The organism is Rhodococcus sp. IEGM 1305 (assembly GCF_030058635.1).
GTDB lineage: Bacteria > Actinomycetota > Actinomycetes > Mycobacteriales > Mycobacteriaceae > Rhodococcus_F > Rhodococcus_F opacus_D.
On the sequence record NZ_JASHKX010000006.1, the window covers coordinates 11,372 to 26,576 of the forward strand.

The following is a 15,205-nucleotide window of genomic DNA, read 5'->3' on the forward strand; positions in this document are numbered from 1 at the left end:
GCTCCTTAGGTTGAAGATCTGTAGAGATGATTCAGTTGTCAGGCGAGGGATTCGATCTTGGCCGCGAGTTCCGCCCCGCTCAGCGGCTCCCGTGCCACCACGAGAATGGTGTCATCCCCCGCGATGGTTCCCACGACGTCAGGTAATGATGCCCGATCGAGTGCACTCGCCAGATAGTGCGCTGCCCCCGGGGGAGTTCGCAGCACCGCCATGTTGCCACTGGCATCGGTCGACACCAGTAACTCCCCCAGCAACCGCGACAGCCGGTCGGTTCCGCCGGAGACGCCGCGGACGGGATTTCCGTCCTCGGGCACCACGTAGACCCCGGCGCCGCCGTCTGCGGCGCGAAGCTTCACGGCACCCAGTTCCTCGAGGTCCCGCGACAGCGTGGCCTGGGTGGCGTCGATGCCCTCGGCGGCGAGCAGCGCCGCGAGTTCGGTCTGGCTGCGGACCGGGTTGTTCGACAGGATCGCGACGATGCGTGCCTGCCGTCCCGCCCGTGTGGGTGCCGTCGCCGCGTTCGCGGGGCGCTGCGGCGGTGCCGCACTTGCACGCTGCGGCGGTGCCGCACCTGCACGCTGCGGCTGAGCCGCACCTGCACTCTGCGGAGGTGCCGCACTCACGGACGGTCCCCGGTTCGCTGTGCGAGCAGCCACACCAGCAGTGCCTTCTGTGCGTGCAGCCGGTTCTCCGCCTCGTCCCAGACGACGCTCTGCGGTCCGTCGAGGACGTCGTCGGTGATCTCCTCCCCGCGGTGGGCGGGCAGGCAGTGCAGGACCACCGCGTCGGCGTCGGCCTTTGCGAGCAGCGCCTCGTTGATCTGGAACGGGCGGAACGGGCCGACGCGGTCGAGCCCGTCGTTCTCCTGGCCCATCGACGTCCAGGTGTCGGTGACGAGTGCGTCCGCGCCGACGACCGCCGTCTGTGGGTCACCGGTGAGTGTGATGGTCGCGCCGGTCTCGGCCGCCCGCGCCCGGGCCGCCTCGACCACCCACGGCAGGGGCGCGAATCCCTCGGGGCTGGCGATGGTCACGTCGACTCCCGCGGTCACACCGCCCAGCATCAGCGAGTGCGCCATGTTGTTGGCGCCGTCGCCGAGGTAGGTGAGCTTCAGCCCCTTCAGCGAACCCTTCCGCTCCACGAGCGTCTGCAGATCGGCCAGGACCTGGCACGGGTGGAACTCGTCGGACAGCGCGTTGACGATCGGGACGTCGGCGCCGGACGCCATCGCCTCGAGCCGCTTCTGCCCGAACGTGCGCCACACCACGGCGTCGACGTACCGCGACAGGACACGGCCCGTGTCCTGCAGCGTCTCCTCGCGGCCGAGTTGGGTGCTGCGACCGTCGACGACGATCGCGTGACCGCCGAGCTGCGCGATGCCCATCTCGAACGAGAACCGGGTGCGCGTCGAATTCTTCTCGAAGATCACGCCGACCCCACGGGGGCCTTCGAGCGGACGCTCCGCGAACGGAGCCTTCTTCAGCCTGGCGGCGAGTTCGAGGACCTCGGCCTGCTGTGCAGGGGTGAGGTCGTCGTCCCGGAGAAAATGTTTCACCACGGTCGTCACTGCTTTCCCGGCTGAGCGGCCGATTGCGCGTTGTCGAGAATCGCGGGCAGCGCCGCGACGAAACCTTCGGCCTGATCGTCCGTGAGGACCAGGGGCGGAGCCAGCCGGACGACGCCCGGTTGCGCGGCGTTGATCAGGTATCCGGCCTCGCGCGCGCTGTTCTCCACCGCGGGGGCCACGTCCTGGGTCAGGACGATGCCGAGCAGCAGCCCGGCGCCGCGAACGTGGTCGATCAGCGGATGTCCGAGACCTTCGATGCCGGCCGACAGCGACTTGCCGAGCGTGTCGGCGCGGGAGATGAGGTCGTCCTCGGCGATCGTCCGCAGCACGGCGAGCGCCGCCGACGCGCAGACGGGGTTCCCGCCGAACGTCGTGCCGTGCTTGCCCGGCCCGAACAGGTCCGCGGCCGCGCCGGTCGCGATGCACGCGCCGATCGGCATCCCGCCACCGAGACCCTTCGCGAGGGTCATGACGTCGGGCACGATCCCGACCGCCTGGTGTGCGTAGAACCAGCCCGTGCGCCCGATCCCGGTCTGCACTTCGTCGAGCACGAGCAGGGCGCCGCGATCGGCGGTAATCCGCCGTGCGCCCGCGAGGTATCCCTCCGGCGGAACGACGACACCGCCCTCACCCATCATCGGCTCCAGGAACACGGCAGCGGTGTCAGCGTCGACGGCGCGATCGAGTGCGTCGAGATCGCCGTACGGCACGTGCTCGACACCCGGGGGCATCGGCTCGAACGGCGCGCGCTTGGCGGCCTGGCCGGTGAGCGCGAGAGCACCCATCGTCCGGCCGTGAAAGGAGTTCTCCGCGGCGATGATCTTCGATCGGCCCGTGGCCCGCGCGAGCTTGAACGCCGCCTCGTTGGCCTCGGTGCCGGAATTGCACAGGAAGACACGTCCGGGGGCGCCCAGGTGGGAAAGCAGCTTCTCGGCCAGTTCGATCGCCGGCTCGCTGGCGTACAGGTTCGACACGTGCCCGAGGGTCGACAACTGCGTCGTGACGGCCTCGATGATCGCCGGGTGCGCGTGCCCGAGGATGTTGACGGCGATGCCGGCGAGGAAGTCGACGTACTCCTTGCCGTCGGCGTCGGTCAGCACCGCTCCCTGACCACGCGTCAGTGCCACCCGGGGGACGCCGTACGTGTTCATCAGAGCGCCGGACCAGCGCTGCTGGAGTTCCGGGGTTCCGGTCATGAGGCAACTCCCTCGGTAGGTGAAGTCGGGCCGGGCGTGACCATCGTGCCGATGCCCTCGCCGGTGAACAGTTCGAGCAGAACGGAATGGGCGACGCGGCCGTCGATGACGTGCGCGGTGGGCACGCCGCCGCGGACGGCGCGCAGGCAGGCCTCCATCTTGGGCACCATGCCGGCGTCGAGGCTGGGCAGCAGTTGCGCGAGCGCGTCCACGTCGATCTCGGTGGCCAGCGAATCGCGGTCCGGCCAGTTCGTGTACAGCCCTTCGACATCCGTGAGGACCACGAGCTTCTCGGCGCCGATGGCCTCGGCGAGCGCGGCGGCGGCGGTGTCGGCGTTGATGTTGTGCACCACACCGTCCGAGTCGGGGGCGATGGTGGACACCACGGGAATTCGGCCCGCACGGATCAGATCCAGGACGGCCTCCGGGTTCACCGTCGTGACGTCGCCGACGAGACCGATGTCGGTCGGCGTGCCCTCGACCATCACGGTGCGCTTGGTGGCGGTGAACAGGTGCGCGTCCTCACCGGAGATGCCGACGGCGTACGGTCCGTGCGCGTTGATCAGTCCGACCAGTTCGCGGCCGACCTGACCGAACAGCACCATCCGGACGACGTCCATGACCTCGGGAGTGGTGACGCGGAAGCCGCCCTTGAATTCGCCTGTCATGCCGAGCTTTCCGAGCATGGCATTGATCTGGGGGCCGCCGCCGTGCACGACGACCGGATGAATTCCGACCGTCCGCAGGAACGCCATGTCGGCCGCGAACGCCGTCTTCAGCGCGTCGTCGACCATGGCGTTGCCGCCGTACTTCACGACGACGACCTTGTCACGGAACTGCTGCAGCCACGGCAGAGCCTCCGCCAGGACGTGCGCCTTCTGGTGATCGGTGACGCCGCTAAGTGCCTCGCTGGTCGCTGTCATGACGAATACGCCGAGTTCTCTTCGACATACGCGTGCGACAGGTCGGTGGTCCGGATGGTCACGGCGTGCTCGCCCAGACCGAGGTCGATGTCCAGGGAGATGTCGATGTCGCTCAGGTCCACGTCCCGCGCACCCGGTGCGCCGACGCCGTCGATGCAGACGGGGGCGCCGTTGAACGACACCGAGATCGTGTCGGGGTCCAGTTCGATCGGCGCGATGCCGATGGCGGCGAGTACCCTGCCCCAGTTGGGGTCGGATCCGAACAGCGCCGTCTTGACGAGACTGTCCCGCGCCACCGTCCGGGCGCCGATCAGGGCGTCGTCCTCGCTGACCGCGCCGCGGACCGTGATCCGCACCCGCTTGGTGACGCCCTCCGCGTCGGCCATCATCTGATCGGCCAGATCGTCGCAGACGGCCGTCACGGCCGCATTCAGTTCGTCCTGGGTCGGTGTCACGTTGCTCGCACCGGACGCCAGCAGCAGCACCGTGTCGTTGGTCGACGTGGCACCGTCGACGTCCAGCCGATCGAACGTCACCCGGGTGGCCGCCCGCAGCGCAGCGTCGAGTTGCGCCGCGGTCGCGACGGCGTCGGTCGTCACGACGCACAGCATCGTCGCCAGCGCGGGGGCCAGCATGCCTGCGCCCTTCGCCATTCCGCCCACGTTCCACTTGTCCGCATGGTGCAGGGCGGCCTGCTTCGGCACCGTGTCGGTGGTCATGATCGCGTACGCGGCGTCGGTGCCACCCAAGATTCCCCCGGCGAGTTCGTGCACCGCCTCCGTGACCCCGGCCAGGACCTTCTCCATCGGCAGGCGGTCGCCGATCAGACCAGTGGAACACACCGCGACCTCGACGGCTCCGGTCTCGGTTCCCCAGTTGCTCAGCGCGGATGCCACTTCCTCGGCCGTCTTGTGCGCGTCCTGGAACCCGCCCGCACCCGTGCACGCGTTGGCCCCACCGGAATTGAGCACGACGGCGCGCAGCCTGCCCGTGGTGAGCACCTGCTGCGACCACAGCACGGGGGCGGCCTTCACCTTGTTCGCGGTGAAGACGCCGGCCGCCGCGAGCTCGGGTCCCTCGTTGACGACGAGAGCCAGGTCGGCGTTGCCGCTCGCCTTGATACCCGCCTTGATCCCGGCCGCGCGGAAGCCCGCGGGCCCCGACACTCCCTGGGTTCGGACCAGGGTGCCGCCGGCGACCTCCCGGGTCGGGTGCGGATCGATCGTGCTGTCACTGCTCACGGGGCAACTCCCACTGTCGAGAGACCGGCGGTCTCGGGTAGTCCAAGCGCAAGATTCATCGATTGCACCGCTCCGCCGGCGGTGCCCTTCGCAAGGTTGTCGATCACCGCGACCACGACGATTTGACCGGCGTCGGCGTCGACCGTCACCGCGATCTGGACCGCGTTCGATCCGACGACGGCACCGGTCTGCGGCAGCACACCCTGGGGCAGGACGTGCACGAACGGCTCGTCCGCGTACGCCTTTTCGTAGATCGCGCGCACCTCGTCCTCGGACGCCGTGGTGGCCGCGGTGCAGGTGGCGAGGATGCCGCGCGGCATCGGCGCCAGCACGGGGGTGAACGACACGGTGACGCGCTGACCGGCGAGTTCGGAGAGGTTCTGGATGATCTCCGGGGTGTGGCGGTGCACGCCGCCGACACCGTAGGCACGGACCGAACCCATCACCTCGGAGCCGAGCAGGTCGGCCTTGGGTGCGCGGCCCGCGCCGGAGGCACCGGTGACGGCGACGATCGTGACCCGCGGTTCGACGACACCCGCCGCGACCGCCGGGGCCATCGCCAGGCTCGACACCGTCGGGAAGCACCCGGGGACGGCGATGCGTGTGGCGCCGACGAGTTTCTCGCGGGCACCCGGCAGTTCCGGGAGTCCGTACGGCCAGCTGCCTGCGTGCGGGCTCTTGTAGTACCGCTCCCAGTCCTCGGCGTTCGTCAGCCGGAAGTCGGCGCCGCAGTCGATGATGACCGTGGACTCGGGCAGCGCCTTCGCGTACTGCGCCGAATTGCCGTGCGGCAGACCGAGAAACACCACGTCGTGCCCGGCGAGCGTCTCGACGGTGGTGTCCTCGAGCACTCGTTCGGCGAGCGGAAGCAGGTGCGGATGGTGCGAGCCCAGAGTCGATCCGGCGTTGCCGCCGGCAGTGAGCGCGCCGATGACGAGCGAACCGTCCGCATACGACGGGTGCCCCAGCAGCAGACGCAGCACTTCGCCACCGGCGTATCCGCTCGCGCCGGCGACGGCAATCCTGATCGGTTTTCCCGCGTGCTCAGTCATACGATTGATTATGCATCATCATGCAAGCTAATACACACCGCGGTCTCTCGACGGGACGGAATGCGTGGTCACTGCTTGCCGAGCGACCGCCGAATCTCGTCGAGCTTGGCCTTTCCCGCCTTCTCCCGCTTCTCCCACGCCTCGTCCAGCGACTGCCCCGACGGGCTGTCGTGCGCGAGTTCGGAGGAGCCCATCGCCGTCCCGAACCGGCCCTCGATCCGCTCACGCACGCGGTCGAACGTCGGGACCCCGCCCGGCGTGTAGTCCGGCTCGGGCACAGCGGGCGCGATGTGGGGCACGACCTCCGCGGTCACCGGATCCTCGGCCGGAATCGCCGCGCCCACGTCCACCGCCGCGAGGAGCGCCCCGAGACCCGGACGACCCGCGGCCACCGCGCGCACCACCTCGAGGAACTCGGCGTCGGTCAACTGACTCGCCGCCGCCACGACGTCGCGCACTTCGGTCATCGCACTGCTCCTCACCGCCTCGGGCCCTCCACCCAGGCTACGGGTCAGCTGCGCAGTTCGGCACCCACGGCAGCGGACGCCGCGGCCACCGCGGCGTCGCGGGCGGCGCTCGCCTCGTCCTCGGTCAGGGTGCGGTCGACGCCGCGGAATCGCAGCGCGAACGCCAGCGACTTCCGGCCCTCCCCGACCTGCGCACCTTCGAACACGTCGAACAGCCGGATGTCCTCGAGGAGCTCTCCTCCACCCGACCGCAGGGCCGCCTGGACCTCGGCGGCGGGTACCGCCGTGTCGACCACGACCGCCACGTCCTGAAGGACCGCGGGGAAGGGTGAGACCTTCGGCGCGGGCAGGTTCTCCACCAGCGGCAGGGCGTCCAGATCGATCTCCACGGCACTCGTCCGCGGGGGAAGCCCGGCGCGCTCGAGCACGGCGGGATGCAACTCGCCCGCGTGGCCGACGACGACACCGTTCACGAGCAGTTCCGCGCCGCGGCCCGGGTGCCACGGCAGGTATTGCGTCGCGCGGAACTCCAGTTCGACACCGGCGGCGGCAGCGACCGTCCGGGCGGCGGCGAACGCGTCGGTGGCGTCGGCTGCGCGTCCCGCGCCCCACGGGCCGCTCGGCTCACGCTGCCCCGTGAGCACCGCCGCCACGTGCACCGGCTGGTCCGGCAACGACTGCAGCAGTGCCGTGATCTGTTCGTCGGTCGGGCGGCGATCCACCGGCAGTGCCTCGACCGGCTTGGTGTCGGCGCCGGGCAGCACGACCTGCGCGATGCCGAACAGCGACAGGTCGCGCTGACCGCGGGAGACGTTGCGCGCGAGAACCTCGAGAAGTCCGGGAAGGAGCGTGGTGGCCAGTTCCGGCCGATCCGATTCGAGCGGGTTCAGCACCGTGCTGGTGTTCCTACGCGGATCCTCGGGGTCCAGGCCCCACGTGTCGAATATCGCCGTGGGAAGGAAGACCGGAGGCAGGATCTCGACGTATCCCGAGAACGCCAGAGCCCGGCCGACCGCGCGTTTGCGGCGCTGCGCCGGAGTCAACCCACGACCCGCGGGGGCTGCGGGCAGCACCGACGGAATCTTCTCGAGCCCCTCGAGGCGCAGCACCTCCTCCACCAGGTCGGCGGGCTGCACCAGATCGGGCCGCCAGGACGGCGGACCGGCGACGAGCTGACCGTGTCCGCTGTCGCTGACCCCGACCTCGACGTTGCAGCCGATCTGCGTGAGCCGGCGCGCAGCGGTGCCGGTGGGGTAGTCGACACCCGCCACGCGGTCGGGGAGGTCGATGTCCATGTGGATGGGCTCGTGCGGGGTGACCTCACCGATGTCGGTGAGCGCCGGCTCGACCCGCCCGCCGGCGATGTCGACGAGCAGCGCGGCCGCCCGGTCCAGTGCCGCGACGGGGATCTCGGGGTCGACCACACGCTCGAAACGCTTGCTGGCCTCGCTCGACAGCTTGTGCCTGCGCGCGGTCTTGAACACCGCGAGCGGATCCCACGTGGCCGCCTCGAGCAGGATGTCGGTGGTTTCCGACCCGACCTCGGTGGACGCGCCACCCATGATCCCGGCCAGCGACACGACGCCCGAATCGTCCGAGATCACGACGTCCTCGGGGTCGAGGACGCGCTCGGTCTCGTCGAGAGTGGTCAGCTTCTCCCCCGCCACCGCGCGGCGCACGACGAGTTCGCCGCTGATCTTCGCGGCATCGAACGCGTGCAGCGGCTGGCCCAGTTCGAGCAGAACGTAATTGGTGACGTCGACGGCCGGCGAGATCGGGCGGACCCCCGACAGCAGCAGGCGGCGCTGCAGCCACCACGGGCTGACCGCCTTCGGATCGATACCCGTCACCCGGCGGGCGGCGAAACGCGTCGCCTTCGACTCCGGCTCGACGCGGATCGGCCAGGCCTCCCCCTCCGCCGGGTACGGCGCCACCGACGCCGGGTCGGCGAAGTCGAGGTCGAACCCGCACGCCAGTTCACGGGTGAGCCCGCGGACGGAGAAGCAGTAGCCGCGGTCCGGGGTGATGTTGAGTTCGATGACCGTGTCGTGCAGGCCCATCAACTCGTTGGCGTCCGCGCCGGGGAGCGCGGTGCCCGGCTCGAGGACGAGGATGCCCGAGTGGTCCTTGCCGATGCCGAGTTCGGCCACCGAGCAGATCATCCCGTCGGAGACCTGCCCGTACGTCTTGCGGGACGCGATGGCGAAACCACCGGGAAGGACTGCGCCGGGGAGTGCGACCACCACGAGGTCGCCTACGGCGAAGTTCCGGGCGCCGCACACGATGCCCTGCGGTTCGGCCGCCCCCACATCCACCTTGCAGAAGCGGATCGGCTTCTTGAACTCGGTGAGCTCGGTGATCTCGAGAACCTTGCCGACCACGAGGGGGCCGTCGACGGGTTCGAGCCGGTCGACTTCCTCGACCTCGAGCCCGACCCGGACGAAACCTGCGTCGAGTTCCTCGGCGGTGACGTCCCAGTCCGGGGTGGCACGCTGGAGGATCTCGGTCAGCCAGGATTGCGCTACTCGCACGTCTGCTCAGCTCTCTCGTTCGTGAAGATGTCGTGACTGTGGTGGGCGGGATTCGGGTGACGCGAAGTCAGCCCTGGACACCGAAGGGCAGCGTGAACCGCACGTCGCCCTCGACGATGTCGCGCATGTCCGGGATCCCGTTCCGGAACTGGAGTGTGCGCTCGAGCCCCATGCCGAACGCGAACCCGGTGTACACGTCGGGGTCGATGCCGGAGGCGCGCAGCACATTCGGGTTGACCATTCCGCAGCCGCCCCACTCGACCCAGCCTGCGCCACCCTTCTTGTTCGGGAACCAGACGTCCACCTCGGCGGACGGTTCCGTGAACGGGAAGTAGTTCGGGCGCATCCGGGTGCGGGTCTCGGGACCGAACAGTGCGCGGGCGAACGCGTCGAGCGTGCCGCGCAGGTGGGCCATGGTGAGGCCCTTGTCGACGGCGAGACCCTCCACCTGAGAGAAGACCGGGGTGTGGGTTGCGTCGAGTTCGTCGGTGCGGAACGTCCGCCCGGGGCACACCACGTAGATCGGCACCTCGCGCGAGAGCATGGTCCGCACCTGTACCGGCGACGTGTGCGTGCGGAGCACCTGGCGCGAGCCCTCCGGTGCGATGTGGAACGTGTCCTGCATCGTCCGCGCGGGGTGATCGGGCAGGAAGTTGAGGGCATCGAAGTTGAAGTGCTCGGTCTCCACCTCCGGGCCCTCGGCGACCTCCCAGCCCATCGCGACGAACACGTCCTCGACCTGCTCGGAGATGATGCTGATCGGGTGGCGGGCGCCCACCGGCTGACGCTGCGACGGCAGGGTCACGTCGATGGCCTCGGCCACGAGCACGGCCGCGTCCCGTTCGGCGAGCAGGACGGCGCGGCGCTCGTCGAACGCCGCACTGATCCGGGTGCGGGCGACGTTCACGCGCTTGCCTGCGTCGGCCTTCTCCTTGCCCGGGAGGGCTCCGAGTCCGCGTCGGGCGAGGGCGATCGGCGACTTGTCGCCCATGTGCTCGACCTTGGCCTTCGCCAGGTCGTCGAGATCCGCCACCGACGCGAACGCCTTCTCGGCGCTCTCCGCTGCCGCAGTCAGAGCGTCCTCGGTGAGCGCACTCGCATCGACCGCGCCGCCTTCGACGCCCGTGGAGGCAGCGCCCTCTTTTTTAGCCACGACCGGTGCCACTCCTTAAGTTCTTTCAGTCAACACTCTCGACGAAACCGAAACAGCTCGCCGTCAAATCCTATGCGATCCGATTTTCGCCGGTTCAGCTGTCGGTTCGCTTGCGATTCTGGACCCGTGCGCTCGAATACAGGCAGATCGACGCCGCCGTCGCCAGGTTGAGGCTCTCGGCTCGACCGTGGATCGGAATCCGCACCCGGTAATCGGCTCGCGCGGACGTGGCCGCGTCGAGGCCGTGGGCCTCGTTGCCGAACAGCCACGCCGTGGGGCGGGCCAGCAGTTCGTCGGCGTCGTCCAGATCGACCTCGCCGTCGGCCGCCGTGGCGAGCAATTGAATTCCCGCCGCGCTGATGCTGTCGAGGACCGCCGCGGTGTCCCGTTCACGCACCACCGGAAGGTGGAACAGGCTTCCGGCGGACGCCCGGACGCATTTGCCGTTGTGCGGGTCGACGCTGTCGCCCGCGAGAATGGCCGCGTCCGCGCCCACCGCGTCCGCGACCCGGATGACGGTGCCCGCGTTACCCGGCTCCGCGACCGCCACCGGGACCGCGAGCAGACGGGTTCCGGGTCCGATCGCCTCCGCCAGCGGAACGTCGAGGAGATCGCACACCGCGACGAGACCCGGCGGGGTCACCGTGTCGCTGAGCGCTCGAACCGCCCGGTCCGTCACCAACGACGTACGGACGCCCGCCGTGTGTGCCCGGTCGATCAGCCTCGCGTACCGCTGCTCGGCGTCCTCGGTGTAGAAGAGATCGTGCACGGGACGGGTGTCGAGTGCCTCGCCGACGGAGTTCTCGCCCTCCACCAGGAAGCGCCCGACCTTGCGGCGTTCCGCGGTGCGCAGCAGCTTGACAGCAGAAACGACCCGTGGAGTGCGCTCGGTGAGCGGGTCCACGGGTCGTTTCCGAGGCTCTGAAGGCCGGGGCTCTGAAGGCCGGGGTGCTGCGAGACTCAGGCCGCTTCTCCGGCCGGAGCGTTCACGTCAGCCGGGAGCGCCGCCTTGGCGAGGGCCACGAGGCCGGCGAACGCCGCCGCGTCGGACACGGCCAGCTCGGCGAGGTTCTTGCGGTCGACCTCGATCTCGGCCAGACGCAGACCCTGGATCAGGCGGTTGTACGTGATGTCGTTCGCCCGTGCAGCAGCGTTGATACGCGTGATCCACAGCTTGCGGAAGTCGCCCTTGCGCGCACGGCGGTCACGGTAGGCGTAGGTCAGCGAGTGGAGCTGCTGTTCCTTCGCCTTGCGGTACAGGCGCGAGCGCTGTCCGCGGTAGCCGCTGGAGGCTTCGAGAATCGAACGACGCTTCTTCTGGGCGTTTACCGCCCTCTTTACGCGTGCCACTGAAAAATCCTGTCAATCTTGGGGCGGTGAGCTGCCCCGGGTGGTCAGTAAAAGGGTGTCGACTCAGATGTCGAGCAGGCGCTTGATGCGAGGAGTGTCAGCCTTGCTGACGACAGCCACGCCATCGAGGCGACGGGTCACCTTCGTGGCCTTGTGCTCGAGCAGGTGGCGGCGACCGGCCTTCTGGCGCAGGATCTTTCCGCTGCCGGACACCTTGAATCGCTTCGCGGTGCCGCTGTGGGTCTTCGACTTGGGCATGGAGTCCTCAGTTCTCTGTATCCGGACCGTGATCCGGGTCGTGCTGGTGTAGTCGGACTAGCTGGTCGGCGCTTCGCCGGGCGCACTGTCGCCCGCCTGCTCCGCAGGTGCCGCCGGAGCCTGTGCCGGTGCGGCCGGCGCGGGAGTTGCCCGCTGCGCCGGCGGCGCAGCGGCGCTTTCCTGCGCCTTCACACGGGTCTTCGCGCCCTTGTGCGGAGCGAGCACCATCGTCATGTTTCGACCGTCCTGCTTGGCGGACGTCTCCACGAACCCGAGATCCGCGACGTCTGCACCGAGACGCTGCAGCAGCCGGAATCCGAGCTCCGGACGCGACTGCTCACGTCCGCGGAACATGATCGTGACCTTGACCTTGGATCCCGCTTCGAGGAAGCGCACGACGTTGCGCTTCTTCGTCTCGTAGTCGTGATCGTCGATCTTGGGGCGGAGCTTCTGCTCCTTGATGACCGTGAGCTGCTGGTTCTTGCGCGACTCACGCGCCTTCTGCGCGGCCTCGTACTTGAACTTGCCGTAGTCCATGATCTTGCAGACCGGCGGGCGAGCGTCGGGGGCCACCTCGACCAGGTCGAGATCGGCCTCGAGGGCCAAGCGGAGTGCATCTTCAACACGCACGATGCCAACCTGTTCACCTCCGGGTCCGACGAGGCGGACCTCGGGAACTCGGATGCGATCGTTGATGCGGGTCTCAGTGCTGATGGGGCCTCCTAGGTTGAACGGTCTTGTCTCGAGACCGCCAGCAGCCCGTACGCCCGGATTCCCAACAAAAAAGCCCCGCGGCGGTGAATGACTCTCACCATGCGGGGCCCGATGTCGACCGATCAGACGAACTCACGGCTCACGCCGATCCCTCATCTCCTCACATTCGAGGAACTCGAACCGAGTAACCTCGGACCGAGCGACCGGACCACTGAACTGCAGTTTTACCTGCCGCGCAGAGGTGGGAGTCGGACTCCACTTGCTGCCCCCGACAAATCCGAAGGCGGTCGTTGCGTCAAGAGTAACATTTGCGCACGTCGCGAGCTAATCGATACCGGGACGTTGCGCCACAGGGCCCTGGTGGAATCCTCTAAGGCATGACGGACAACATCGATGACACCCCGAACGACGGCACCCCGACCGGCGGCGACCAGAATACCGACGTCCGGGAACTGGCCGACGTTCCCTCGGTCGAGGTCATCAGCCGCGCCGCGGTCATGCTCATGAGTTCGGCAGCCGAGAAGCTCGGCCTGTCCGACGCCGACCCCGACTCCAGCCCGCACCGCGACCTCGACGAGGCTCGGCGGGTCATCACCGCCCTCGCCGGCCTGGTGACCGCGTCCATCGAGTACCTCGGACCGCACGCGGGACCGATCCGCGAAGGCCTCCAGGCGCTGCAGCGGGCGTTCCGCGAAGCGTCCTCACACCCGGACGAGCCAGGCAAGGGTCCGGGCGAGAAGTACACCGGCCCCGTGTACTGACATGGCGAGCCGCAACAAGACCGCGCAGACGCCTGCCGGCGTCGACGAGTTCCTCGCCACGATCGCCGACCCGGTCAAGCGCGCCGACAGCGTACGACTGGTGGAGCTGCTCACCGCTGCGAGCGGAGAGCCCGCCGCGATGTGGGGCACGAGCATCGTCGGGTTCGGCTCCCGCCACTACAGGTATGCCAGCGGACACGAGGGCGATACCGCACTGATCGGCTTCTCGCCCCGGGCCGCGGCACTCACCCTGTACCTCTCGCTCGACTTCACCGAGCACGAGGCCGAATTCGCCGCACTCGGCAAGCACACACTCGGCAAGGGCTGCCTCTACGTCAAGAAGCTCGCCGACGTCGACGAGTCGGTTCTCGTCTCGTTGCTGAACCGATCCGTGGCCGCCGCCCGCGCGCTCTGATCGAATCTCACCGTTCGAACACGCTGCGCGCGTCGGCAGGCGGTTCGCCGAAAAGGCTCGGATCGCGCGGGACGAACGACCGGCCGGTGAGGGTGGCGTCGGACACCCGGTCCAGCCGGAACCACCGCACACCCGCCCGGCTCAGGCACCACGCGATGAGGAACCACGATCCCCTCGTGTGAGCGAGAAGGTGCGGTTCGACGACCCGTTCGGTGCGCTCGCCGTCCCGGTCCACATATCGGAGCGACACCATCAGTTCGCGCTGCAATCCGTCTTCGACGACGCGGCGGACGCGTGGTTCCGCGCTCGCCGTGTCGGCGTCTCGGCGGATCCACACCTTCGCGCCGAGGCGCTCCACCCGCTCCCTCGACTCGGAATCCATCACGTCGAGCAGCTTGGCCAGCGCGGCGCGGCCGTCGGTCGCGAACGGAGCATCGCGAAACGCCGTCAGGGCCAGTGCCACCGAGACCGCTTGAGCGGGAGTGAAATTCACGGGCGGTAACGTGCCGTTCCCGATGATCCCGTATCCCCCACCCGGCCCGGCAGTGGCCCAGATCGGGGCGCCCGAGGACTGCAGCACGGCGACGTCCCGCTTGATCGTCCGGGCGGTCACCTCGAACTGCGCCGCCAACTGCTCCGCGGTCCGGCCCCGGTCCCCCGCGCGGCGTAGTTCTTCCGTCAGGGCGTGAAGGCGGGCTGGACGGTCCATGAGGGCAGTCTGCCGAACGACCGCGGCAAAGTCCCGATTCTCGCCGACCGATTCCGTTATACGACTGTGACACTTACGGTGACACGCAGATGTCACCGTTGCGGGTTCACTCTTGTCCCATGACCCAGACAAACGAATCACACGACAGCACAGGCACTCACATCATCCTGGCTCCCGGATTCTGGCTCGGCGCATGGGCGTGGGACGCAGTGGCTTCCGACCTGATCCGGCGAGGACACCACGTCACCGCGGTGACCCTGCCCGGGCTTCACTCCGCGGACAGCGACCGCGCCGGCATCCGACTGGACGATCACATCTCCGCAATCGCGGACGTCGTCGCGGACACACCGTCGTCGGAGCGGGTTGTGCTCGTCGCGCACAGCGGTGCGGGACCGGTGGCCTACGCGGCGAGCGACCGGGTGCCCGGCCGGCTGGCCCGCATCGTCTACGTCGACTCGGGGCCATTGCAGAACGACACCGCACTCCGGGAGGATCTCGATGCGTCGGTCACCGAGATCCCGCTTCCGTCGTGGTCCGAACTCGAGGCCGAGGGCAGCAGCCTCGACGGACTGGACGACGCAACGCTCGAGATATTTCGAAGCCGCGCGGTGCCCGAACCCGCCGGCCCGGCGAGGGACAGGCTCGAACTCGTCGACAGCAGCCGTCTGGACGTGCCGACCACGGTGATCTGCACCAGTTTCCCGTCGGAGGTCATCCAGCAGATGGCCGGCGCGGGCCATCCGATGGCCGCCGAACTCGCGCAGATCGCGAAGGTCGATTACGTCGATCTGCCGACCGGCCACTGGCCGATGTGGTCGCGGCCCGCAGACCTCGCGACCGCGATCGACACGGCCGCGAGGGACTGACC

Annotated in this window: 17 protein-coding genes; 3 read left to right on the plus strand and 14 right to left on the minus strand. The window is 68.9% G+C overall.

The features are described 5' to 3' along the window. Positions 1-38: 38 nt before the first annotated feature. From QM693_RS12580 to infC, 13 genes are all read right to left on the minus strand, one after another. A complete protein-coding gene (locus QM693_RS12580; RefSeq protein WP_280782474.1) occupies positions 39-623 on the minus strand; it encodes an arginine repressor in 585 nt (194 codons plus the stop codon). Beyond that, a complete protein-coding gene (gene argF / locus QM693_RS12585; RefSeq protein ID WP_283352505.1) occupies positions 620-1,567 on the minus strand; it encodes an ornithine carbamoyltransferase in 948 nt (315 codons plus the stop codon). The genes QM693_RS12580 and argF overlap by 4 nt, the downstream gene beginning before the upstream one ends. After that, on the minus strand, positions 1,564-2,763 hold the full coding sequence (locus QM693_RS12590) for an acetylornithine transaminase (protein WP_280782476.1): 1,200 nt from the start codon (positions 2,761-2,763) through the stop codon (positions 1,564-1,566). Before QM693_RS12590 ends, argF begins: the two co-directional genes overlap by 4 nt. After that, a complete protein-coding gene (gene argB, locus QM693_RS12595) occupies positions 2,760-3,686 on the minus strand; it encodes an acetylglutamate kinase (RefSeq protein ID WP_283352506.1) in 927 nt (308 codons plus the stop codon). The genes QM693_RS12590 and argB overlap by 4 nt, the downstream gene beginning before the upstream one ends. Beyond that, positions 3,683-4,927 carry a bifunctional glutamate N-acetyltransferase/amino-acid acetyltransferase ArgJ gene (gene argJ, locus QM693_RS12600; RefSeq protein ID WP_283352507.1) on the minus strand — a complete coding sequence of 415 codons (1,245 nt, stop codon included), beginning with the start codon at positions 4,925-4,927 and terminating at the stop codon, positions 3,683-3,685. The genes argB and argJ overlap by 4 nt, the downstream gene beginning before the upstream one ends. Next, positions 4,924-5,979: an N-acetyl-gamma-glutamyl-phosphate reductase gene (gene argC / locus QM693_RS12605; protein WP_283352508.1), complete on the minus strand. Its 1,056-nt coding sequence runs from the start codon at positions 5,977-5,979 to the stop codon at positions 4,924-4,926. Before argC ends, argJ begins: the two co-directional genes overlap by 4 nt. A gap of 68 nt (positions 5,980-6,047) precedes the next feature. Further along, positions 6,048-6,446, minus strand: a complete 399-nt coding sequence (locus QM693_RS12610) for a hypothetical protein (RefSeq protein WP_280782479.1) — start codon at positions 6,444-6,446, stop codon at positions 6,048-6,050. Between the two features lie 44 nt (positions 6,447-6,490). Then, positions 6,491-8,977, minus strand: coding sequence for a phenylalanine--tRNA ligase subunit beta (gene pheT / locus QM693_RS12615; RefSeq protein WP_283352509.1), 2,487 nt, complete (start codon positions 8,975-8,977; stop codon positions 6,491-6,493). A 67-nt stretch (positions 8,978-9,044) separates the two neighbouring features. Beyond that, positions 9,045-10,130: a phenylalanine--tRNA ligase subunit alpha gene (pheS, locus tag QM693_RS12620; RefSeq protein WP_283334325.1), complete on the minus strand. Its 1,086-nt coding sequence runs from the start codon at positions 10,128-10,130 to the stop codon at positions 9,045-9,047. Between the two features lie 94 nt (positions 10,131-10,224). Further along, positions 10,225-11,034 (minus strand): TrmH family RNA methyltransferase, encoded by an 810-nt coding sequence (locus QM693_RS12625; protein WP_283334324.1) that lies wholly within the window; start codon positions 11,032-11,034, stop codon positions 10,225-10,227. 56 nt (positions 11,035-11,090) lie between these two features. Then, positions 11,091-11,480 (minus strand): 50S ribosomal protein L20, encoded by a 390-nt coding sequence (gene rplT / locus QM693_RS12630; protein WP_005247385.1) that lies wholly within the window; start codon positions 11,478-11,480, stop codon positions 11,091-11,093. Between the two features lie 63 nt (positions 11,481-11,543). After that, entirely contained in the window at positions 11,544-11,738 is a 195-nt protein-coding gene (gene rpmI / locus QM693_RS12635; protein ID WP_005247390.1) for a 50S ribosomal protein L35, read from the minus strand. A gap of 57 nt (positions 11,739-11,795) precedes the next feature. Beyond that, positions 11,796-12,452, minus strand: a complete 657-nt coding sequence (gene infC / locus QM693_RS12640; protein WP_080606194.1) for a translation initiation factor IF-3 — start codon at positions 12,450-12,452, stop codon at positions 11,796-11,798. 377 nt (positions 12,453-12,829) lie between these two features. Here infC and QM693_RS12645 point away from each other — a divergent pair, with 377 nt between their 5' ends. Next, on the plus strand, positions 12,830-13,213 hold the full coding sequence (locus tag QM693_RS12645) for a DUF1844 domain-containing protein (RefSeq protein ID WP_009473626.1): 384 nt from the start codon (positions 12,830-12,832) through the stop codon (positions 13,211-13,213). 1 nt (position 13,214) lies between these two features. Further along, the gene (locus QM693_RS12650; RefSeq protein WP_283352510.1) at positions 13,215-13,628 is read left to right on the plus strand and encodes a DUF1801 domain-containing protein; all 414 of its coding nucleotides are present in this window, start codon (positions 13,215-13,217) and stop codon (positions 13,626-13,628) included. A 7-nt stretch (positions 13,629-13,635) separates the two neighbouring features. Here QM693_RS12650 and QM693_RS12655 read toward each other — a convergent pair whose 3' ends face one another. Beyond that, entirely contained in the window at positions 13,636-14,337 is a 702-nt protein-coding gene (locus QM693_RS12655) for a helix-turn-helix transcriptional regulator (RefSeq protein ID WP_280782484.1), read from the minus strand. Between the two features lie 119 nt (positions 14,338-14,456). Between QM693_RS12655 and QM693_RS12660 the strand changes: the two genes are divergently transcribed. Further along, positions 14,457-15,203 (plus strand): alpha/beta fold hydrolase, encoded by a 747-nt coding sequence (locus QM693_RS12660; protein WP_283352511.1) that lies wholly within the window; start codon positions 14,457-14,459, stop codon positions 15,201-15,203. The last annotated feature ends 2 nt before the right edge of the window (positions 15,204-15,205 follow it).